General features: G+C 57.8%; 20 protein-coding genes and 6 tRNA genes. 10 read left to right on the forward strand and 16 right to left on the reverse strand.

The features are described from left to right. Window positions 1-66: 66 nt before the first annotated feature. On the forward strand, window positions 67-1395 hold the full coding sequence (gdhA, locus tag WC529_00910; protein MFA5112841.1) for an NADP-specific glutamate dehydrogenase: 1329 nt from the start codon (window positions 67-69) through the stop codon (window positions 1393-1395). A gap of 63 nt (window positions 1396-1458) precedes the next feature. On the opposite strand, the gene WC529_00915 is transcribed toward gdhA, so the two are convergent. The 15 genes from WC529_00915 to WC529_00985 all read right to left on the reverse strand — a co-directional run bounded on the left by WC529_00915 (window position 1459) and on the right by WC529_00985 (window position 15520). Continuing rightward, the gene (locus WC529_00915) at window positions 1459-1821 is read right to left on the reverse strand and encodes a response regulator (protein ID MFA5112842.1); all 363 of its coding nucleotides are present in this window, start codon (window positions 1819-1821) and stop codon (window positions 1459-1461) included. Window positions 1822-1825: 4 nt separating this feature from the next. Continuing rightward, on the reverse strand, window positions 1826-2323 hold the full coding sequence (locus WC529_00920; protein MFA5112843.1) for a PAS domain-containing protein: 498 nt from the start codon (window positions 2321-2323) through the stop codon (window positions 1826-1828). Then, the gene (locus WC529_00925) at window positions 2320-3180 is read right to left on the reverse strand and encodes a PAS domain S-box protein (GenBank protein ID MFA5112844.1); all 861 of its coding nucleotides are present in this window, start codon (window positions 3178-3180) and stop codon (window positions 2320-2322) included. Before WC529_00925 ends, WC529_00920 begins: the two co-directional genes overlap by 4 nt. Next, window positions 3177-4118: a PAS domain S-box protein gene (locus WC529_00930; protein ID MFA5112845.1), complete on the reverse strand. Its 942-nt coding sequence runs from the start codon at window positions 4116-4118 to the stop codon at window positions 3177-3179. Before WC529_00930 ends, WC529_00925 begins: the two co-directional genes overlap by 4 nt. A gap of 19 nt (window positions 4119-4137) precedes the next feature. Further along, entirely contained in the window at window positions 4138-5031 is an 894-nt protein-coding gene (locus tag WC529_00935; GenBank protein MFA5112846.1) for a PAS domain-containing protein, read from the reverse strand. Between the two features lie 13 nt (window positions 5032-5044). Beyond that, on the reverse strand, window positions 5045-6928 hold the full coding sequence (locus WC529_00940) for an ATP-binding protein (protein MFA5112847.1): 1884 nt from the start codon (window positions 6926-6928) through the stop codon (window positions 5045-5047). Between the two features lie 54 nt (window positions 6929-6982). Next, the gene (locus WC529_00945) at window positions 6983-7618 is read right to left on the reverse strand and encodes a response regulator (GenBank protein MFA5112848.1); all 636 of its coding nucleotides are present in this window, start codon (window positions 7616-7618) and stop codon (window positions 6983-6985) included. Window positions 7619-7630: 12 nt separating this feature from the next. Then, entirely contained in the window at window positions 7631-7993 is a 363-nt protein-coding gene (locus WC529_00950) for a response regulator (protein MFA5112849.1), read from the reverse strand. Then, on the reverse strand, window positions 7990-10026 hold the full coding sequence (locus WC529_00955; protein MFA5112850.1) for a transporter substrate-binding domain-containing protein: 2037 nt from the start codon (window positions 10024-10026) through the stop codon (window positions 7990-7992). The genes WC529_00950 and WC529_00955 overlap by 4 nt, the downstream gene beginning before the upstream one ends. Beyond that, window positions 10026-10388 carry a hypothetical protein gene (locus tag WC529_00960; protein MFA5112851.1) on the reverse strand — a complete coding sequence of 121 codons (363 nt, stop codon included), beginning with the start codon at window positions 10386-10388 and terminating at the stop codon, window positions 10026-10028. The genes WC529_00955 and WC529_00960 overlap by 1 nt, the downstream gene beginning before the upstream one ends. Window positions 10389-10474: 86 nt before the next feature. Next, window positions 10475-11818, reverse strand: a complete 1344-nt coding sequence (glnA, locus tag WC529_00965; protein MFA5112852.1) for a type I glutamate--ammonia ligase — start codon at window positions 11816-11818, stop codon at window positions 10475-10477. A gap of 70 nt (window positions 11819-11888) precedes the next feature. Then, window positions 11889-12638 (reverse strand): ABC transporter permease, encoded by a 750-nt coding sequence (locus WC529_00970; protein MFA5112853.1) that lies wholly within the window; start codon window positions 12636-12638, stop codon window positions 11889-11891. Next, entirely contained in the window at window positions 12638-13426 is a 789-nt protein-coding gene (locus WC529_00975) for an ATP-binding cassette domain-containing protein (GenBank protein MFA5112854.1), read from the reverse strand. The genes WC529_00970 and WC529_00975 overlap by 1 nt, the downstream gene beginning before the upstream one ends. Then, window positions 13410-14312 (reverse strand): cation diffusion facilitator family transporter, encoded by a 903-nt coding sequence (locus WC529_00980; protein ID MFA5112855.1) that lies wholly within the window; start codon window positions 14310-14312, stop codon window positions 13410-13412. The genes WC529_00975 and WC529_00980 overlap by 17 nt, the downstream gene beginning before the upstream one ends. Continuing rightward, on the reverse strand, window positions 14309-15520 hold the full coding sequence (locus WC529_00985) for an MFS transporter (GenBank protein ID MFA5112856.1): 1212 nt from the start codon (window positions 15518-15520) through the stop codon (window positions 14309-14311). The genes WC529_00980 and WC529_00985 overlap by 4 nt, the downstream gene beginning before the upstream one ends. Window positions 15521-15716: 196 nt before the next feature. Here WC529_00985 and WC529_00990 point away from each other — a divergent pair. The 9 genes from WC529_00990 to WC529_01030 all read left to right on the forward strand — a co-directional run bounded on the left by WC529_00990 (window position 15717) and on the right by WC529_01030 (window position 18555). Next, a tRNA-Pro gene (locus tag WC529_00990) sits at window positions 15717-15793 on the forward strand. A 4-nt stretch (window positions 15794-15797) separates the two neighbouring features. Continuing rightward, window positions 15798-15870: transfer RNA gene (locus tag WC529_00995), tRNA-Gly, on the forward strand. 3 nt (window positions 15871-15873) lie between these two features. Continuing rightward, window positions 15874-15947 (forward strand) — tRNA-Arg (locus WC529_01000). Window positions 15948-15956: 9 nt separating this feature from the next. After that, window positions 15957-16038, forward strand: a tRNA-Leu gene (locus WC529_01005). A gap of 42 nt (window positions 16039-16080) precedes the next feature. Next, window positions 16081-16153: transfer RNA gene (locus tag WC529_01010), tRNA-Lys, on the forward strand. 8 nt (window positions 16154-16161) lie between these two features. After that, window positions 16162-16920, forward strand: coding sequence for a class I SAM-dependent methyltransferase (locus tag WC529_01015; protein ID MFA5112857.1), 759 nt, complete (start codon window positions 16162-16164; stop codon window positions 16918-16920). 19 nt (window positions 16921-16939) lie between these two features. Beyond that, on the forward strand, window positions 16940-17890 hold the full coding sequence (locus WC529_01020) for a serine/threonine protein kinase (GenBank protein ID MFA5112858.1): 951 nt from the start codon (window positions 16940-16942) through the stop codon (window positions 17888-17890). Beyond that, window positions 17887-18453, forward strand: coding sequence for a flavin reductase family protein (locus WC529_01025; GenBank protein ID MFA5112859.1), 567 nt, complete (start codon window positions 17887-17889; stop codon window positions 18451-18453). The genes WC529_01020 and WC529_01025 overlap by 4 nt, the downstream gene beginning before the upstream one ends. 25 nt (window positions 18454-18478) lie before the next feature. After that, window positions 18479-18555 (forward strand) — tRNA-His (locus WC529_01030). Here the strand turns inward: WC529_01030 and WC529_01035 are convergent. Then, window positions 18534-20033, reverse strand: a complete 1500-nt coding sequence (locus WC529_01035; protein MFA5112860.1) for a glycosyltransferase family 39 protein — start codon at window positions 20031-20033, stop codon at window positions 18534-18536. The genes WC529_01030 and WC529_01035 overlap by 22 nt on opposite strands. Window positions 20034-20058: the final 25 nt, after the last annotated feature.

Consider the following 20058-nt stretch of genomic DNA (forward strand, 5'->3'; position numbering starts at 1 on the left):
GTGCGCCTCAAGTCCGACCGGCTCCCTACCCGTCCAATTATATATCATATTAAGAAGGTGTTCACAATGGTAAAACAGATCATCGACGAAGTCATTAAAAGAAACCCGGGCGAAGCCGAGTTCCACCAGGCCGTCCAGGAAGTCGCGGAATCGGTCGCCCCGGTCCTCGAAAAGCACCCGGAGTACAAGCAAGCCAAGATCCTGGAGCGGATCTGCGAACCCGAGCGGCAGCTCATGTTCCGCGTCCCCTGGGTTGACGACGGCGGCAAGGTCCACATCAACCGCGGCTTCCGCATCGAGTTCAACAGCGCGATCGGCCCGTACAAAGGCGGGCTCCGCTTCCACCCCTCGGTTTACATCGGCATCATCAAGTTCCTCGGCTTCGAGCAGATCTTCAAGAACGCCCTCACCACCCTGCCAATGGGCGGCGGCAAAGGCGGCGCCGACTTCGACCCGAAGGGGAAATCGGACGCCGAAGTGATGCGCTTCTGCCAGAGCTTCATGAGCGAGCTCTTCCGCCACATCGGCCCGGACACCGACGTGCCGGCCGGTGATATCGGCGTCGGCGGCCGCGAGATCGGCTACATGTTCGGCATGTACAAGAAGCTGCGCAACGAGTTCACCGGCGTGCTGACCGGCAAGGGGCTCGATTGGGGCGGCTCGCTGGTCCGGACCGAAGCGACCGGCTACGGCCTGATCTACTTCCTGCTGGAGATGCTCAAGGACCAGGGTAAGGAGCTCAAGGGAGCGACCGTCGTCTCGTCCGGCTCGGGCAACGTCTCGATCTACGCGATCCAGAAGTGCCAGGAGCTCGGCGCCAAGGTCGTCGCCTGCAGCGACTCCAACGGCTATATCTATGATAAGGACGGGATCAACCTCAAGACCGTTAAGCAGCTCAAGGAAGTCGAGCGGAAAAGGATCAAGGAGTACCTCAAGTACCATCCGAAAGCGACCTACGAAGAGGGCTGCGACAACATCTGGAAGGTGAAGTGCGACATCGCCCTGCCGAACGCCACCCAGAACGAGATCGACAAGAAGTCGGCCGAGAAGCTGGTGGAGAACGGCGTCTGGGCGGTTGCCGAGGGGGCCAATATGCCCTCCACCCCGGAAGCGATCAAGGTGTTCCAGAAGGCCAAAGTCGCGTTCGGCCCCGCTAAGGCGTCCAACGCCGGCGGCGTTGCCACCTCCGGCCTGGAGATGAGCCAGAACAGCCAGCGGCTCTCCTGGACGTTCGAGGAGACCGACAAGTACCTGAACCGGATCATGAAGGCGATCTACAAGCAGTCGAAAGAAGCGGCCGCCGAGTACGGCCAGGCGGGTAATTTGGTGGTCGGTGCCAATATCGCCGGCTTCCTCAAGGTTGCCCGCTCAATGTACGCGCAGGGGATCGTCTAACGCGGATCTACGGCCCTTATTGCCGCATGTCAAAGGAGCCCCGGGGAAACCCGGGGCTCCTGATTATAGATGTTTCTGCACTATCCCGGCCAGCTTCTCGAGATCGAACGGCTTGCAGACATATTCGCTGGCGCCCAACGCCAGGCCCCGCTCAACGTCCTCTTCCGCCACTTTCACCGTCACGATTATTACCGGGATCCCGGCGGTAACCGGGTCTTTCTTCAATTCCTGTAAAACCGTAAATCCATCCATTCCCGGCAGCATGATGTCCAGCAGGATCAGGTCCGCTCCCCTTTCCCGGGCCCGCCGCAAACCGGCATCCCCGTCATAAGCGCAGGAAACGTCATGGCCTTTTTGGCGCAGGACATTGGCGATCATTTCGGCCGTATCCTTGTAATCCTCGATCAGTAAGATCTTTTTGCCCATTACGTTATTTATATTTCTCCTCCCTCCCCAGCTCCTGCAGCAGCTGGTTCACTTCCTGTTCCAGCGCGATCATCTTCGTTTCCCGGCCGATCGCCGCGTCGCTGATCAGCTTCATCTCCGCCATTTTTTCGGCCAGGTCTTTCTCGATCTTCCGGCGCTCGGTGATATCGCGAATCGTGCCGACCAAGCTGACGACCCGGCCGTTCTCTTTGATCGCCCGGCCCAGGTCCTCGACCTCGATAAACCCGCCGCTCTTGCCGCGCAGGCGGAAAGCGGTCGGGAACTCCCGGCCTGTCTCCATGGTGACCTTAAAATCGGCCAGCACTTTCGGCAGATCGTCCGGGTGGATAAATTCCGCGATATTGCGGCCGACGACCTCTTTGGGCAGGTAGCCGTAGTCGGCAACGCGCTCGCTGACAAAAGAAACGGTCCCGTCCGGTTCAAATATGTAAGCCAGGTCGCGGATATTGGACATAACGCTCGACAGATCAAGATCGGTCATTTATATTTCGTCTCCCTTCCCAGCTCCGTCAACAGCTTGTTCACTTCTTGCTCCAGTTCGATCATCTTCAGCTCCCGGCCGACGGTGGCGTGATGGAATACCTCCAGCTCTTCGATATGCTCCTTAAGCTGCTGGTCCGCCCGCTGCCGCTCGGTGATATCCTCAAAGATCACGCAAAAACGGTCCTTGGTCTCAGAGGGGCGGTAAACCACGCAGTGGTAAAGCTTTTTGGTCGGGTCGTGGTACAGGTCGAACGTCTGGGTAACGCCGGTCACGGCGACCTCGCCGTATCTTTTGATCCATTCCGGCTCGGTCTTGGGCCAGACCTCCTGGACCGTTTTTCCTTTCACCTCTTCGTTCTTGACACCAGTGATCCGTTCATAAGCATCGTTGATATAAACAAAGCGATAGCTGATGAACTTGCCGGCGGCGTCAAAGACTGAGTCAAAGATGACAAAGGCGTTGATCATGCTCTTGAGCGCCATGCGCATCTCGTCCTCCAGCTGCCGGCGCTCGGAAATGTCGCGGATCGTGCCGATGATCATGGTCTCCCCGTTCTCTTTCACGACCGTCCGGCTCAGGTCCTCCACGTCGACGTAGGCGCCGTCCCGTTTCCGCAGCCGGAGGACGGTCGGAAAATCCCGGCCGCTGACCAGCATTTTCTCCATTTCTTTCCGCACCCGCGCCAGATCGTCGGGGTGGACGAACTCGGCCAGGTTGTGGCCGACAATGTCCTGCGGCTGGTAGCCGTATTCGGTCACCCGCTGGTTGATGTAGCTGATCTCGCCGTCCAGCGCAGAAACGTAAGCGATGTCGCGGATATTCTCGACCACGCTCGCCAGGTCGGGCTTGTTCATTTATACTTCGGCTCCCGGCCAAGCTCGGCCAGCAAAAGATTGACCTCTTTCTCCCGCTCGATCACTTTTAATTCGTTGCCGATCGCCACGCCGTTGACCAGCTTCAGCTGTTCCATCGTTTCCGCCAAAGCGTTCTCCGCCTCTTTGCGCTTGGTGATGTCATCGATACTGGACAGGATCCCGGCCCCCTGGCTCAATTGGATCGTCTGAGCGGAGAACAAGCCGGTGATGACGCGGCCGCTCTTCGTCCGGAATTGATACTCCCGGCCTACCACGGCCCGGCCGGCGCTCAGCTCGGCAACCACGCGCTGCCTTTCCGCTTCATTGGCCCACAACTTCAGCCCGACCGACGAGCCGGCCAGCGCTTCTTCTCGGCTGAACCCGGTTATCGAGATAAAAGCGTCGTTGACGTCGATAAATTGGCCGTCGGCCGCGCGGGTGATGGTAATGGCGTACGGCGAGGTCTGAAAAGCCTTGGAAAACTTGTCCTCGCTCTGGCACAGCTCTTCATGCAGCCGTTTGCGCTCGGCGACCTGCTTGCTCGCGGTAACGTCTTCAATGGCCAACAGGATCACGCGCGGCTTGGCCGGCGGCCTTGGTATCCGCCGGGCGTTCAGGAGCATTGTCCGTTTGCCGATAACGGGGAATTCATGTTCGACCTCATAATTATCGAAGCTTTCGTTCCCGGGGATGATCTCTTCCAGCAATTTCCGCAGCGCGGGAATATCCCATTGGCTGTTCCCCAGTTCATAAATGAACTGCCGCTCGGTCTCGGCGGGGTTTACTTTAAAGACCTGATAAAAAGAGCGGCTGGCTGACACCACTTTCAGCTCGCCGTCCAGGATGATCAACGGCTCATGGACGGCATTAATCGTGCTTTCGGCGATCTCTCTGGCGTCTTGCAGCTGCCGGTAATCATTATCCGCGATCTCGATCATGCCGTTCCCTCCTCATGATTCACCGATATTCCGGTCCCCGGCCCAGCTCTTTTAACAAGCCGTTGATCTCTTTTTCCCGCTCGATGATCTTCAATTCGTTGCCGATCGCCGCATTATTGACCAGCTTGAGCTCCTTCATTGCCTGCAACAATGCCTCTTCCGCTTTTTTCTGGTCGGTGATATCCCGGGCGGTGGAAAGAGCGCCGGCCACTTTCCCGTCCGCGTCCTTTAATGTCCGGCACCACCAGGCCAGCAGCCGCGGTTCACCATCGTGCCGTTTTTGCCAGCTTTCAACATAGATCACGTCCTCACTGCCGGCAAAGAGCGGATCAACGATCTGGTAAGTGCTCTGCGGCCCGGCAAAATAAGCGGCCGCCTCCTTACCTACCACCTCCGGCCCAAAGAACATTTTACCAGCTTCATTGGCCCAGGTGTAGACTTTATTCACATCGACTTCCATGATAATGTTCGGGACAGCTTTCAGGATCGCGTCATATTTGGCCGTTATCCCCCTCAGCTCTGCTTCCGTTCGCAGCTGTTCGGTCACGTCGCGCACGACCGCGATGATCCCGAGCGCGAGCCCCTTCGGGTCGTGAAAGATCGAGATCGACATCCGGCTGGGGAAGACCGCGCCGTTCCGATGGACGCGCCAGACGATCCCGCTAAACTTACCGGTCGCCTTGACCTGGCTGATCGCGGCGTCGACCTGGGGCTTTTGCTGGTCGTTGTGGAAAAGATAGACATGCTTGCCGAGCAGGTCGGCGGCCGGATAACCGTGCAGGTCGGCAAACGCCTTGTTCACGTAGAGGATATTTGCTTGCAGGTCGGTGAACGCGATCCCGTCGAGCGTCTGGTCGACCGCCGCCGCGAGCAGCTTAAATTGTTTCAATTCCTGGCCGGAAATCTCAACCATAGTACGCCTCCATTTATCCGGTGATCGGCAAAGTAAAGACGATCTTCGTTCCCAGGCCCAGGCCGGGCGATTCGGCCCGGATCCGTCCGCCGTGGGCTTCGACGATCTCCTTGGCGATCGCCAGCCCTAATCCTACCCCGCCGGTCGCCCGGGTATAGGTCCCGTCAACCTGATAGAACTTCTCAAAGATCCGGGACAGGTTCTCCGGAGCGACCCCGATCCCGTTATCGCGGACCTCGAGGACCACCTGATCGCCGTCCGGTCGGCCGCTGACCTTGACCCAGCCGCCCCGCGGGGCAAATTTCAACGCGTTCCCCAGCAGGTTGGTGAACAGGCGGTGCAGTTTGCTGCTGTCGCCGACGATCGTCGGAAAATCCGCCGGCAGGTCAACCTCTATCTTGATCTGCCGCGCTTCATAATCCGGCTTGAACACCTCCTGCAGGTCCGCCAGCAGCGCCCGGAGCAGGATCGGCTTTTTATCGAGGGACAGCTGGACGCCCTGCTCCAGCCGGGAAACGTCCAGGATGCTGTCGATCAGGCTGAGGAGATGTTCGCTCTCCTTTTTAATGATCCCGGCTTGCTGCAGATATTCCGGCGGCAATTTCCCGAACTGCTCGTTCAGGAACATCCCGACGTAACCGAGGATCGGGGTCAGCGGCGTGCGCAGTTCGTGGGAAATGACCGAGAGGAACTCGGTTTTCATCCGATCGACCGCCTTTAGCCCCTCGAGCGCCCGGGCGAGTTCCACCGCTTTGGCCTTGGCCTCGTCGCGCGCCGCGGTCGTGTCTTCCAGGATCGAGAGCATCCTGTCCTTGTTCTTGGTCAATTCCTCAACCAATTTCTGCTGTTCGGCCAGCAGTTTCTGTTCGGAAGAAATATCATGATAAATAACCAGGCTTCCCACTTCCTCGCCGGCGGAGTCCCTGACCACCATGGCGGAGACATTGGCCGGGACCACTACCCCATCTTTCCTTTTTAGCAAGGTTTGCTGCCCGGCGATCATTCCTTGCCGGGAAAGAAGCTCATGTAATTGTTGGTGGGCTTTTTCATCCGCGTGGAACAGGGAACACGATCGGCCGACTATCTCGTCATTGGAATAGCCAAGGGCTTTCCCGAAACCCAAGTTGACCATCGCAACTTGCTTGCTGGTATCGGCATAAACCAACAGATCGGGCATGGTTTTAACGATGCTTTCCGCCAGGGCGGATGGCGTCACCCTGAGCCCCCCGTATTTCACCATCGCGTAGGCAAAGATGATCACAAATATATTGATGGCCAGCGGGACAAGAGAGCGAATATCCATGCCCAAATACGGCAAGATCACGTCGGAAATAATCCCGAGCGAAAAAGAAAGCGCCAGGGCCAGGAAAATAACCCGCCCTTGTTCCCTTTCTCTTTTGCTTTTCGCTCCCCGCCAGATCGACCAGAGCAGCCACAGCTGCGCCAGCAGGAAACCGACGGTATGCAGGACGAATGCCCAGTAATATTGGCCGAAACCGGGAAAAAAACCAAAGGCAGTCATTTGGGGAATAGTGTAAAACCAGTGCGTGCCGACGCTTAAGCCGGACATGATCGGCAGGGAAAGATAAGCGATCGGCAGTATTATCCGCTTAATAAAGGGCGTTTCCCTGCGGGCAAATATAACGCAGAAATGGAAAAAAACCACGATAAACAGCACCCAAAAGACGTTCGATAACTGATAATATCGATCGGCGCTCAGCGGCCCCCTGCTGATTATCGACAAGAAGGTTAAAAGTTCATTAATGGAGACCGCCAGGGAATAAGCAAAAAAGAGCCGGTTAAGTTTTTCCCGGGGATCGCGCGCCAGGACATAGACCGCCAGGCCACCCGCGGCCAAAAATCCGCTGATCGAAATGACGGCAAAAATGTAATTCATTTGGCCTTGGGTCCCCGTTCCTTCAGGCGCGCTGGCCGCCGCCGGTCCGCCTGATCAGGCATTCCGGCCCTCCTTCTCCAGCGCTGCCAGCTTCCTCTTCAGTTCCAGGATCTTGTCTTCGCGGTCCATCGCCGCTTTGTAGAAGATCTCCGCCTCTCCCAGCTTTTTCTTGAGCTCCTTTTCCACCTGCTCGCGCTTGGCAATGTCATCTTCCAGCTGGACCATTTTATGTTCCAGCTGTTTCACTACCCGCTCATTATAGCCTTTCAAAAATTCCACGCTGGATTGATCAAGCTCTCGATGGCCGGCCACCCCTTCTTTTTTCGTCTTCTCCAGCACTTCGTTTATCGTTCGTATAAATTCGTCCGGCTCGATCGGCCAAACCACCACCTTGCCGGCCCCCAGTTGGAGGCAGAAGTTTTCATCACTTTTTTCGGTATAGGTCGCGGTCGTCATGATAAAAGGGATATTTTTCAGCTTTTCATCATCTTTGCACTTCAGGCAAAGCTGAAAACCGTCCATTTTCGGCATCAGGATATCGGAAATGATCAAGTCGACCGGCCCCTGCTGGAGAATGGCCAAGCCTTCTTCTCCGTTGCCGGCGCTGACCACTTCATACCCCGCATTTTTTAATATGGTTTCCAGCATATTAATGTTCTGCTTGTTATCGTCCACGGCCAATACCTTCATTTTATTCCCCCTTCACATCAAGTGTTTTTCGACCTCGGGGACAAACTTTTCCGGATCGATCGGTTTTTCGATATAGCCGCTGCAGCCCGCCGCCAGCACTTTTTCCCTGTCCCCGGTCATGGCGTAGGAAGTTATCGCGATGATCGGAACCTTACCGGCACTGCCGGAAGCCCTGATCCGCCTGGTTGTTTCATAGCCATCGATGCCGGGCAGCTGGATGTCCATTAAGATCAGGTCCGGCTTCTCCCGTCCGGCCAGCTCGACCCCCTTTTCGCCCGTCTCCGCCTTGACGACGGCATAACCCTTTTTTGTCAGGATAAAGTCCATCAGGTACATGTTCTTGGCATTGTCTTCTACGATCAAAATCTTCTTCACTTTTTACCTCCCTGACGATCTAACGGAAGAATAAAGGTAAAAGTACTCCCCTGCTTAAATTCGCTCTCCGCTTTGATCACGCCCCCCAGTATCCCGGCCAACTTTTGCGACAAGTAAAGGCCCAGCCCGGTCCCTTCCTGTAAAGGTTGGCCTTCCGTAAAGATCCGGCTGAATTGCTGGAACAGTTTGGGCATATCTTCAGCCCTGATGCCGTAACCGGTATCGCTGACCGACACCTCAACCTTGTTCCCCTTGACCGCCGCCCTGATAACGATCTCCCCTTTTTCCATGAACTTGGCTGCGTTGCTGACCAGGTTCATAATGATCTGCTTGACCCGCCGCTCATCGCTTTTGACCGGGAGCTTGGCCGGGATATCAAGCGTCAGCTTATGGCCCCGCTCCTCCAGCGTGGTCAGGAACGTGTCCCTGATCCCCTGAATGGTATCCGGGAGGTTAAACTCTTCGATCGAGAGCTGGATCTTTTCCGCCTCGATCTTGCTGACGTCGATCACGTCGTTGATCAGCGCCAGCAAGTGGCTGGCGCTGCTCTTCACCATGCCCAGCTGTTTCTTTTGCTCTTCGCTCAGCTCGCCGGTCATCCCCATTAACAATATGCCGGTAAAGCCGATGATGGAGTTAAGCGGGGTCCGCAGTTCGTGGCTCATGCTGGCAATGAACAGGCTTTTCATCCGGTCCAGCTCGCGTATTTTTACCAGTTCGATCTCCTTTTCCTCCGCCCGCTTGCGTTCGGTGATATCGGTCAGGAAAACAAGCGTGGCCGGTTTCCCTTGCCACTCGAACCTGACCCCGCTGACCTCGACCCATTTGGTCACACCCGGCGTGGCCATGACCCGAAAAGGATAGGCGGGCACGTTTTCGCCCCGCATCCGTTTAGCGTAATTTTCGGCTACCAGTTTCTGATCGGCCTGATCGACAAAGTCGATGAAAGGCCGGTTCAATACTTCTGCAGGCTGGCGGCCGAAGAGGTCCACGCTTCTGCCGTTGATATACTTGATCTGCGCGTCCTGCAGCACCATGATCAATTGCCCCGCGTTTTCGACCAGGGCGCGGTACTTCCGTTCGCTTTCTTGCAGCTCCTTCGTCCTCAGTTCGACCAGTTGCCGCAGCGCCCTGTTCCAGATCAGGCTGAACAGTCCGATCAAAACAACGACCCCGATCGAGATCAGGACAATCGTCCAGAACTGCCTGCTTGTATACCAGGGCTCGTAAAAACTAGTAATAAAATGCGCGTTGAGCGCCGCGCGTTCGCTCTCCGGGACAGCCGCCAGCGCTTTATTAAGGATAACGGCCAGGATCGGCCAGTCCTTGCGGACGCCGATCGTCAGCTCACTCGGCGGGATGCTCAACCTCCCCTCCAGATCGAGATTGCTGAGGACCTCCTTTTCGATCAGGTAGATCGCCACCGCCCGGTTGCCGGCATAGGCATCGGCCTCTTCCCTGGCCACCGCGTCCAGCGCGTCACCGGTCGAGCCGTACTCCCTGATCTTTACTTCGGGATAATTCTGGCGGAAATGGGTGATATTGTAGTAGCCTTTTTCCAGTGCCACTGTCTTCCCTTTCAGGTCATTCTCCGAGGAAAAATACGGGTCGCCTTTCCGGCCGACGATCACATGCGGGATGGCCAAATACGGCTTGGTGAATTCGAAAAACGCCAGCCGTTCCGGCTTGGGAGTAATATCCATCAGGGCGTCAAGCTGCCGGTTCTTGACCTTCTCGTAGTTATCCCTAAAAGGGGCAGGCTCAATGACCAGCGCGTTGTCAAGGCGCTGATTGATGGCCTTAAGATAATCAACGCCTAGTCCAGCAGGCTGGCCATTGTGAGCCAAATAATTAAGGGGCGGCCAATTGTTCATGATGCCGATCCTGATCGGCGCGTGAGCGGCCAAGAAAGCCTTTTCTTCGGCGGTCAGCTGGATGTTAACTTTGGCAGTATCGGTCTGGCATAAGCCAGCCTGGTTGGCCACTAATAATACGGCAAAGAGGACCACGGTTATTTTTACGATCGATCTCATCACAGGTCCGCCTTTACTTGCAAAAGCATTAAGCCATCCTTGTTCCCGCTGCAGTCCTGATATTCATAACCCGGGCTTACCGTAAGTTTAACCGCTTCGTTATCAACGGTGAGAAAATCAAAAAGGATCCCTATATCCGTCTCTTTGTGACTGCTCGTTAAAAAACTGTCGTACGCGTCATACTGGTAATAGACCTGCGTACAAAAGTTCACGTTTCCTGCTTGAACGGGTTTTTTCAGGGTGAGACGGGCTTTCCCCACACTGGGATCGGCATCCAGCCGGTCATCTTCCCATCTGATCAGCATGGTCGAAGTCAACCCCCACGGAAGCACGCCGGCAAAAGCTGCCGCACTGATGCTCAACAGGACAATAAATATCAGCGTATTTTTTCGCATCAGCATCCCCACCGTCCAAGCCCTGAAGGGATTATAATACTTGTGTAGTTATATTACAACGCTTCGAGATATTTATCGATTTCCCACGGGGTGATCTGCATCCGGTAGTCGTCGAACTCCGCCAGCTTGGCTTCGACGAACTTTTCGAGCGTGTGTTTACCGAGCGCTTCCTGGACGACCTTGTCCTTTTTCAGCTCTTCGACCGCCCGTTTGATGGAGAACGGCAGCATGTCGATCTTCAGTTCGGCCCGGCGCGTTTCGTCAAGCTCGTAAACGTCCTCTTCCACCGGCTTCGGCGGGGTCAGCTCGCGCTTGACGCCGTCCATGCCCGCCTTGAGCATCGCGGCGAAGGCGATGTACGGGTTGCACGACGGATCGGGACAGCGGAGCTCCATCCGGGTAGCTTGTTCGCGGCCCGGGGAGTAGCGCGGGATCCGGATCAGGGCCGAGCGGTTGATCTGCGCCCAGCAAATGTAGACCGGCGCTTCGTAGCCGGAGACCAGCCGCTTGTACGAGTTGACCGTGGGGGCAACGACCGCCGCTAACGCTTTGGCGTGATCGAGCTGGCCGGCCATGAACGAGTACGCCAGCTTGGAGAATTTATACTTATCTTTGGCGTCGAAGAAGAGGTTCTTCCCCTTCTTGTCGAACAGGCTCTGGTGGACGTGCATCCCCGACCCCGCCTGCTTATAGAGCGGCTTCGGCATGCAGGAGGCGAACAGGTCGTGCTTCTGGGCGATCGCCTTGATCGTATATTTGAGCGTAATGGCGTTGTCGGCCGCCGTCAGCGCGTCGGCGTAGCGGATGTCGATCTCGTGCTGGCCGGGTCCGCACTCGTGGTGCGACATCTCGGCCGTCATCCCCATCTGCTCCAGGGCGATAACGATGTCCTTGCGGACATTGCTCGCCATATCGCGGGGCGAATAGTCGAAATAACCGCCGGAGTCTTGCGGCTGCGTGGTGATCTTGCCGTCGACCTTCTTAAAGAGGTAAAACTCGACTTCCGGACCGCAGTTGTAGACATAACCGAGCTTGGCGACTTCGGCCAGGGTCTTTTTTAGGGTTGACCGGGGGTCGCCTTCGAACGGCTGACCGTCCGGGGTGTGCACGTCGCAGAGAAAGCGCGCCGACTTGCGCTCCGGCGGGGTCCAGGGAGTAACGGCGTAGGTCGCCGGATCGGGCCGCAGGATCATGTCGGACTCGCAGATCCGGACGAAGCCGAGGATGCTCGACCCGTCGAACCAGATCCCCTTATCAAGGACGTCGGCCAGGCGCTCGACCGGGATGGCGACCGACTTGATCGCCCCTAAAATATCGGTAAATTGCAGGTTGACGAACCGGACCCCGTCGGACTTCGCTCTCTCCAGAACTTCTTTAGCCGCCGCGCTTAATGCCATGATTATTTCCTCCCATGCTCAGGATTAATTGATTATAGCCGATGCCTAAAGTTTAGGCAAGGAAGGGAACCTACTCCGCCAGGTTGAACTCGAAAACGGCGATAGCGAACATGACCAGGGTGAAACTAACCATGACGGCAACCGACAGGAGGGGATTAAAGGTATTGATCCCGAGCATGACCCGGCGGAGCAGGTCGACGCCGTAGGTCAGCGGATCGATCCGGGTCAGGACCGCCAGCCAGCCGGGGAGCCGGTCGAGCGGGAACAGGGCGCCGGAAAGGAAAAAGATCGGCATAATGACAAAGTTGACGACCATCTGGAACCCTTCCATCTCCTTCATCCGCGCCGCGATAACGATGCCGAGGCCGGTAATGGCAAAAGCGATCAGGAACATCACCAGCACGCTCTGGACCACGATCAGGAGCGTCAACTTGACCCCCACCAGCGGGGCCAGGACCAGCATCAGACAGCCCTGGAGGACCGCGACGGTCGAACCGCCAAACGCTTTACCGATGACGATCGACCAGCGGGAGACCGGCGCGACCAGTACCTCTTTCAGGAAGCCGAATTCCCGGTCCCAAACGATGGAAATGGCGGAAAAGATCGAAGTAAAGAGGACCGTCATGCAGATGATCCCCGGAAAAATGAACTCGGAAAAGTTGATCCCCCCCGGCGTGGCGACCGACGGGCCCAAAGCGGTCCCCAGCACGAAGAGAAAGAGGATCGGCTGGCCGAGCGAAGCGAAGATCCGCGGCTTGTCGTACCAGTACCGCTTCAGGTCGCGCAGCCAGAGGATATAAATGGCCCAGAGATCGCCCATTATGACCGCCTCATCCACTGCGACCAGGCCGATTCCCCCGCCTGCTGGCGGATCTCGCGCCCGGTCACCTTCAGAAAGACCCCTTCCAGGGTCGTCTCGCCGTGCTTCTCCTTCAATTTGGCCGGGGTAGCGATATCGACGATCTTGCCGTGGTCGATGATCGCGATCCGGTCGCAAACCTCGGCCTCCTGCATGTAATGGGTCGTCATAAAGATCGTCAGGCCGTTCTCCTGCCGCATTTTCAGGATATAGTCCCAGATATGGACGCGGGTCTGCGGGTCAAGGCCGAGCGTCGGTTCGTCGAGGAAAAGGAGCTTGGGCTGGTGCAGCAGGCCGCGGGCGATCTCCAGCCGCCGTTTCATCCCGCCGGAGAACTTGCGGACAAATTCTTGCCGCCGGTCGAGCAGTTCGACCAACGACAGGACCGAGACGATCCGCTGCTCGATCTTTTGGTGGTCCATATTGTAGAGATAACCGTGGAAACGGAGGTTATCTTCGGCGGTTAACCGGTCATCGAGCGACGGGTCCTGGAAGATGATCCCGATCTCCTTGCGGACCCGGTTCGGCTCTTTGGCGACCTCGCAGCAGCCGACGCGGGCGGTCCCGCCGGTCGGCCGAAGCAAGGTGCAAAGCATGTTGATCGTCGTCGTCTTCCCCGCCCCGTTCGGCCCGAGGAAACCGAAGACCTCGCCCCGGTTCACCGCGAAGGAGATGCCGTCCACGGCGGTAAGATCGTTGAACTTGCGGGTCAGGCCGTCGACCCGGATGATCTCAGTGGCGGTGTCCATGCTCCCTTGCCGCCGGCTCGGTCCGGCAGATCAGCCCTTCCGGGCACGATTCGCATTCGGTCTGGAAGGTGGCGTGATTGATCTGGTATTTCGCCTGCAAGACCGCCTTCACTTCCGCGACGATCGCCGCCGCCTTGTCCGTCAGGGCGTCGGCAATGACCAGGTGGGCGGAGATCGCGTTCATTCCGGTGGTGATCGTCCAGATGTGGAGGTCGTGCAGGTCTTCGATCCCGTTGACCTGCCTGATCGCGGCCGCCACCTCTTCCAGCTTCGTATCGCGCGGCGTCGCTTCCAGCAGGATATTGACCGATTCCAGCACCAGTCCCAGCGCCCCCCGCAGGATCATGATCCCGATCACGATCCCCAGGAACGGATCGATATAATACCAGCCAAGATAGCGGATCAAGATCCCGCCGATGATGACGGCGACCGAAGAGACGAGGTCCGACAAGACGTGGAGAAAAGCGCCGCGCACGTTCAGGCTGTCGCGGGAGCTTTTCGCCAGGATGACCGCCGCCCCGACATTGGCCAGCAAACCGACCGTCGCCACCAGCAAGAGGATATCGCTCCGGACCGCCACCGGGTGCAGGAACCGGACGACCGCTTCATAGAAAATATACAGGGCGACCAGGGCCAGGAGCGAGCCGTTGAACAGGGCGGAGAGTATCTCCAGCCGGTAAAAACCGAAGGTCCGCTCCTTGGTCGCCGGCCGCGCGGCAAAGAGCGCCGCGAGCAGGGCCAGGCCGAGGGCCATGGTATCGGTCAGCATATGCCCCGCGTCGGAAAGCAAGGCCAAACTGTTGGAGACAAAACCGCCGACCAGCTCGACCAGGAAAATGATCAGGATAATGAACAGGGCCAGGGCTAAGCGGCGCTGATTGTTCATCTGTTTTGTCCTTTCTTCTCCGTCCGCAGATCGGGGACCAGGTATAAGAGGAGCGCAGTGGCAACCATCGCCAGCAGCGCCCCGTAGCCAAAAGCGATGACCGGGCCGTTGACCCGGCCAAAGCGGTCCCAAAGCAGGCCGGCGATCGCCGAAGCCGGCAGGGCGGTGACGCCGATCAGGGTGTAATAAATGCCGTAAGCCGTTCCCCGGACCTCGGGCGCCACCAGGTCGGAAACGATCGCCCGCGGAATGCTCTCGGTAATCGCCGAGACCAGGCCGTAAGCGGCGAAAAGCAGCCAGGCCTGCCAGGTTTGCGTCGCGAAAGCGAAACCGAACAGAATAAAAGCCAGCAGGAGAAACCCTTCGCCGAGCACTCTTTTACGGCCGATCAGGTCGGATAACCGGCCGAAAGGGATGGAAAAGTTGGCGTAGACCAGGTTATAGACCAGGTAAATGATCGGGATCAGGAAGGCGACGACCCCGAGGTCCGACGCCCGCAGGATAAAGAGCGCGTAAGAGAAATTCGCCAGCTGGAAGAACCCCATCACGAGCATGAAAGCGGTAAACCCGCGGCGGTACCCGCCGCTCGCCTTTTTCTCTTCGCACTGCTCGCATTTCCCGGGCAGGTCCTTAACAAAAAAGATGATCGTCAGGACCGACAAGATGCCGGGGATAACGGAGATCCAGAAGATCGTCCGGTACTGGGTCATGATATCCATCTTAAAGTGGGTGGAGAAAATATAAAGTAACAGGGAAGCGAGCAGCGCGCCGCCGACCGCGCCGGCGGTATCCATCATCCGGTGAAAACCGAACGAGACGCCGCGCTCGGACGGCTCGGTCGAATCGGCGATCAAGGCGTCGCGGGGGGCGTTCCTGACCCCCTTCCCGACCCGGTCGGTAAAGCGGACAAAGAGGACGAGCGGCCAGGTGTTGGCCAGGGCGACCAGCGGCTTGGTCAGGGTCGAAAGGCTGTAGCCGAGGCCGATCAGCAGCTTCCGCTTGCCGAGCTTATCGGAGACCCAGCCGGAGATGATCTTGAGAAAGCTGGCCGTCGCGTCGGCCACCCCTTCGATCAGGCCGATCGCCGCCCGGCTTGCCCCGAGCGAAGTGAGGAAAAGCGGCATCAGGACCATGATCATTTCGGAGCTGACATCGGTAAAGAAGCTGGTCAGCCCGAGGGCCCAGACGTTCCGCTTGATCTTGAGCATGATAGGTCAATTTTAGCTCATCTTGACCGGGAAGTAAAATCGTGGTATAATGATAAAAGAAAAGGACTGGAAAAGCCGTCTAGCGGGGCGACACCGGGTTAAGGTAGATCGATCCCACGAGTCACGAGCTCTCCAGTCCTTCTATTTATCGCCTCTTTTGACTAAAAATTTCACCCGTGTTATGCTTTTTACCGACCGGGGCGTAGCTTAGTTTGGTAGAGCGCGTGGTTTGGGACCACGAGGTCGCTGGTTCAAATCCAGTCGCCCCGACCAGTGTGCGGGAGTAGCTCAGATGGTAGAGCGCCACCCTTCCAAGGTGGATGTCGCGAGTTCGAATCTCGTCTCCCGCTTTTGGGCCCGTAGCTCAGTTGGATAGAGCAACAGATTTCTAATCTGTCGGTCGGAGGTTCGAATCCTCTCGGGCCCGAGTTTTTTTGGGCGAGTGGCGGAATTGGCATACGCGCATGACTTAGGATCATGTGCCGCAAGGCTTGGAGGTTCAAGTCCTCTCTCGCCCATTTTAAAAAAATGCGCTATAATAGCATTTCTGCCGCAGTTACGCGCCATTAGCTCAATTGGTAGAGCAGCTGACTCTTAATCAGTTGGTTGAAGGTTCAAGTCCTTCATGGCGCATTTTTATTATGAATCGCTTAAAGACCTTGTTCCGTCTCTGTTGCCCGCCGGTGATCTACGGATCGCTGAGCGCGGTCAAGCGCGCCCTGTTCTCTCCTCCGCCCAAAAGAAAACGCCGCCATTTCAGCAGTGCGTCATCAGGCGCAATGAACAGCCCGGAACATCAGGAACTTGGGATCTATTGGGACGACGACTTCGCCGCTCTTTTGGATACTTGGGGCGAAAAGACCGTCTGGCAAGAGATCCCCCTATTGCTGGCAGCTTGCCGCGGCCGCGTTCTGGACATCGCCTGCGGGACCGGCAAGGTGATCGAGATCCTCGCCCGCACCTCGCCGCAGCTCGAAGTCCATGGCTGCGATATCTCCGACAAACTGATCAAGCGGGCCATTGCTAAAGGGATTCCCGCGGAGCGCCTTAAGATTTGCGACGCGACCAACAGCGGATATACCGACAACGCTTTTGATCACGCGTATTCCATCGGCTCGCTCGAACATTTCACGGAAGACGGGATCGTTAAAACCGTCAAGGAATGTCACCGGACGGTCAAGGGAGCCTCGTTTCACCTGGTCCCGGTCTCGAAAAGCGGCCGGAACGAAGGCTGGTTCGTCACTCCGCTCCAATCGTATTTCAACAACAGCGTCGACTGGTGGCTGAACAAGTTCCGATCGGCTTATGCCACCGTCTATGTCGTCGATTCCGCCTGGGAATGCCCGACTCAGGCCGGCAAGTGGTTTGTTTGCCTCAAGCAGACAGCAAAAACCGACTAATTCTGCTATTATTTAACCCATGACGGTTTGGTCGGAACTGACCCACGAAGCGATCTATAGCGCGGTGGAAACCACGCTGGGCAAGAAGCTGAGCAACGTCCTGCGCCAGCGGAACAGCTACATCAACCGGGTCTATGAGTTGGAAGAGGACGATTCCCGCGAGCGGCTGATCGTTAAATTTTACCGGCCGGGGCGCTGGACCGACGTCATGATCCGTGAAGAGCACGCTTTCCTGCGGGAGCTGGCCGGTAAAGAGATCCCCGTTATCCCGCCGCTGGAGATCAAGGGTGAAACTTTGTTCTATTCCGGCCCTATTCCCTACTCCCTATTTCCCAAAAAGGGCGGCCGCGCGCTCGACGAATTCAGCCCGGACGGCTGGCAGGAGATCGGCCGGCACATCGCCCGGATCCACCAGGTTGGCGCCCTGCACAAAACGTCAACGCGGGTCACCTGGCGCCCGGCGATCGCCACCAAACAGCAGCTGGAAACGTTGAACGCCTCCTCTTTCCTTCTCCCCGATTTCCGTCCGGCCTTTGACCGGGTCATTAACGACTTCACGGCCAAAGCCGACCCGCTCTTCGACGGCCCGGAACAGATCTTATTACACGGCGACCTGCACAAAGGGAATCTGATCCACCGGCCGAACGAGGGGATATTCATCGTCGACTTTGACGACCTCTGCTGCGGCCCGGCCGTCCAGGACGTTTGGATGCTGCTGCCCGGCGGCCTGGAACACGCCGAACAGGAATTAACCTGGCTGCTCAAGGGGTACGAAACGTTCCGGTCGTTCGACCGTAAAACTCTCCGGCTGGTCCCCACCCTGCGCGGGATGCGGCTCGTCCATTTTGCCGCCTGGCTGGCGGTGCAAAGCGGCGAGCCGGACTTCCCGGTCCATTTTCCGGAATCGGGCAACGCGCGCTACTGGAAAGAGCTGATCACCGACCTGCAGGAGGTGACCGCGTCGTTATGAGCAAAAGCCTGTGGAAACCGGGGACGATGGTTTACCCCGTGCCGGCCGTGCTGGTCTCCTGCGGCGACGCGCCGGATAACTACAACCTCTTAACGATCGCCTGGACCGGCACGATCTGCTCGGAACCGGCCATGACCTACATCTCCGTCCGGCCGGAGCGGCATTCGCACGGGATCATTGAGCGGACCGGCGAGTTCGTCATCAACCTGACCACCAAAAAGCTGGCGTTCGCCGTCGACTACTGCGGCGTCAAGTCGGGCCGGGAGATCAACAAGTTCCGGCAGCTCAAGCTGACGCCGCTCACAGGGGCGCACGTTAAGGCCCCGCTCCTCAAAGAGAGCCCGCTCAACATCGAATGCCGGGTCGAGGAGATCAAAAAGCTCGGTTCGCACGACATGTTCATCGCCAGGGTCCTGGGGATCCAGGCGGACAAGGAATATATCGACAAAAAAGGGGCGTTCAACCTTGCCCGGACCGAGCCGATCTGCTATTCGCACGGTAAATATTATCTTTTAGGCAAGGAATTGGGCCGTTTCGGCTTTTCGGTCAAGAAGCGGAAGTGACATTCTGCTATAATTAGGCCGGGTGGTGGGTGTAGCTCAACTGGTTAGAGCACCAGATTGTGGATCTGGGGGTTGGGAGTTCAAGTCTCCTCACTCACCCCATTTTTCCTTCGTTCTCTCCGTCCGGCCACTCCGATCTTGCCGACCTCGCGCCGGTAAACGATGACGCCGTTCGCCGCGTCGGTCAACGACCGGTCCAGCCGATAGCCGTATTCCTGCAGCCGGGCCGCGGCATCAGGCGGCGCGTAATAGTCCGGCAGGTAAACGACATAGTATTTTGTCCGGTCGTCCGCCAGCGCGCGGTAAAAATCTTCGTCGATCGCGCGGACCATCGCCGGATCGCGCTGGAACAGCAGCGCTCCGGCGAACAATTGCCGGCCGAACAGAGAGATCTCCCCGATCCCGCCCCGGACCGTCAGGTAATTCCCCCCGGCCGGCAGCCGCCCGGCATAGAATACCGCGGAGAATAAGCTCTTGGTCAGGATCCGGTCGCGGGGCAAAGTGATCTCACCGAGCCTTGCCCCGAGCCGCCGGGCAAGCTCGTTGGCCGGCGTGCCGTACCGCTGCCGCGCGATCTCGGCGGGGGAATAAACGGTATAAAATTCATACTGGCTGGCGACGATCAGCAAGGTCAACGCGGCCAGCAGGACGCCGAACGCGGCCCGACCCCGCCGGGCGATCTTCAGCTCCGGCCAACCGGCGACCGCGATCCCCGCCAGCAATGACAAGCCGGGAATGAGCGGCAAATAGTAATGGCCGAACGAATAACCGGCGGCAAAAGCGCCGGCCAGCGCGGCCAGCGTCCAGGCCGCCAGCAGCAGCCGTTCTTTAAAAGCCAGGCAGAGGCCGAGCGCCGCCAGCAGCCACAATACCGAGTTCTCGAACAGCATCAGGTAAACGGTCTTGAACAGGAAATAACCAAGCCGGGGATTGACCATCCCCAGGCTGTAGAATAGGTTGCAGTTGATAAAGCCTTCCCCGGCGCCCTGGGACCAGAAATAAAGGAGCGTCAGCAGAGGGAGGCCGGCGCTGCCGGCCAGGAAGAGCGCCGGCCGCCGCCAGCCGGGCTTTCCGCCTGACCAGCAAGCAAAGCCGAGCAGGACCAGGAGCGGAAAAACCGCCACCGGCTTGAACAAAAGCGCCAGGCCGGACAATAATCCCGCCCAAAACAACGCGCCGGAGAAAAAAGCGAGCAGCGCCAACAGTAAGGGCAAGACCATATAGACTTCGGTGTTCGAGCCCGCCCCTTCCACGAACACGCCGCCGGAAAAGACCGCAAAAAACAACGCGGCCAGCAGTCCGGCCCGCTCGTCCCGGCAGCGGCGGCCGAGCAGAAAAACGGCCAGCGTGGATAACAGGCCGAAAAAAGCGGTGAACCACCGGAGCGCCGGCGCGCTCCAGCCGAACAGCTGGTAGACCGAGCGGTAAAGATAAAATATCCCGGGCGGCTTGTTGTCGATCAGGTCGCGGTAAAGCACGTCGCCGTGCGCCAGCCGCGCCGCCACGCAGGAGTAGATCCCTTCATCCTGGGAGAGCGGCTCCGCGATAAAAGGCAGCCGCAGGAGCAGCTGCAGCGCCATGATCAGCAGTAATATAAGCCAAGTC

The sequence above is a fragment of the Candidatus Margulisiibacteriota bacterium genome (assembly GCA_041650855.1).
In the GTDB taxonomy this organism is placed as follows: Bacteria; Margulisbacteria; WOR-1; order O2-12-FULL-45-9; family XYB2-FULL-48-7; genus JALOPZ01.

Coding starts and splice junctions, on each gene's coding strand:
- WC529_00980 (MFA5112855.1), bottom strand. CDS start 14,312: ATGAACAATCAGCGCCGCTTAGCCCTGGCCCTGTTCATTATCCTGATC.
- WC529_01020 (MFA5112858.1), top strand. CDS start 16,940: ATGACGGTTTGGTCGGAACTGACCCACGAAGCGATCTATAGCGCGGTG.
- glnA (MFA5112852.1), bottom strand. CDS start 11,818: ATGGCATTAAGCGCGGCGGCTAAAGAAGTTCTGGAGAGAGCGAAGTCC.
- WC529_00915 (MFA5112842.1), bottom strand. CDS start 1,821: ATGGGCAAAAAGATCTTACTGATCGAGGATTACAAGGATACGGCCGAA.
- gdhA (MFA5112841.1), top strand. CDS start 67: ATGGTAAAACAGATCATCGACGAAGTCATTAAAAGAAACCCGGGCGAA.
- WC529_00985 (MFA5112856.1), bottom strand. CDS start 15,520: ATGCTCAAGATCAAGCGGAACGTCTGGGCCCTCGGGCTGACCAGCTTC.
- WC529_00975 (MFA5112854.1), bottom strand. CDS start 13,426: ATGGACACCGCCACTGAGATCATCCGGGTCGACGGCCTGACCCGCAAG.
- WC529_00945 (MFA5112848.1), bottom strand. CDS start 7,618: ATGAAGGTATTGGCCGTGGACGATAACAAGCAGAACATTAATATGCTG.
- WC529_01025 (MFA5112859.1), top strand. CDS start 17,887: ATGAGCAAAAGCCTGTGGAAACCGGGGACGATGGTTTACCCCGTGCCG.
- WC529_01015 (MFA5112857.1), top strand. CDS start 16,162: ATGAATCGCTTAAAGACCTTGTTCCGTCTCTGTTGCCCGCCGGTGATC.
- WC529_00970 (MFA5112853.1), bottom strand. CDS start 12,638: ATGGGCGATCTCTGGGCCATTTATATCCTCTGGCTGCGCGACCTGAAG.
- WC529_00925 (MFA5112844.1), bottom strand. CDS start 3,180: ATGAACAAGCCCGACCTGGCGAGCGTGGTCGAGAATATCCGCGACATC.
- WC529_00955 (MFA5112850.1), bottom strand. CDS start 10,026: ATGAGATCGATCGTAAAAATAACCGTGGTCCTCTTTGCCGTATTATTA.
- WC529_00940 (MFA5112847.1), bottom strand. CDS start 6,928: ATGAATTACATTTTTGCCGTCATTTCGATCAGCGGATTTTTGGCCGCG.
- WC529_00930 (MFA5112845.1), bottom strand. CDS start 4,118: ATGATCGAGATCGCGGATAATGATTACCGGCAGCTGCAAGACGCCAGA.
- WC529_00935 (MFA5112846.1), bottom strand. CDS start 5,031: ATGGTTGAGATTTCCGGCCAGGAATTGAAACAATTTAAGCTGCTCGCG.
- WC529_01035 (MFA5112860.1), bottom strand. CDS start 20,033: ATGGCGCTGCAGCTGCTCCTGCGGCTGCCTTTTATCGCGGAGCCGCTC.
- WC529_00920 (MFA5112843.1), bottom strand. CDS start 2,323: ATGACCGATCTTGATCTGTCGAGCGTTATGTCCAATATCCGCGACCTG.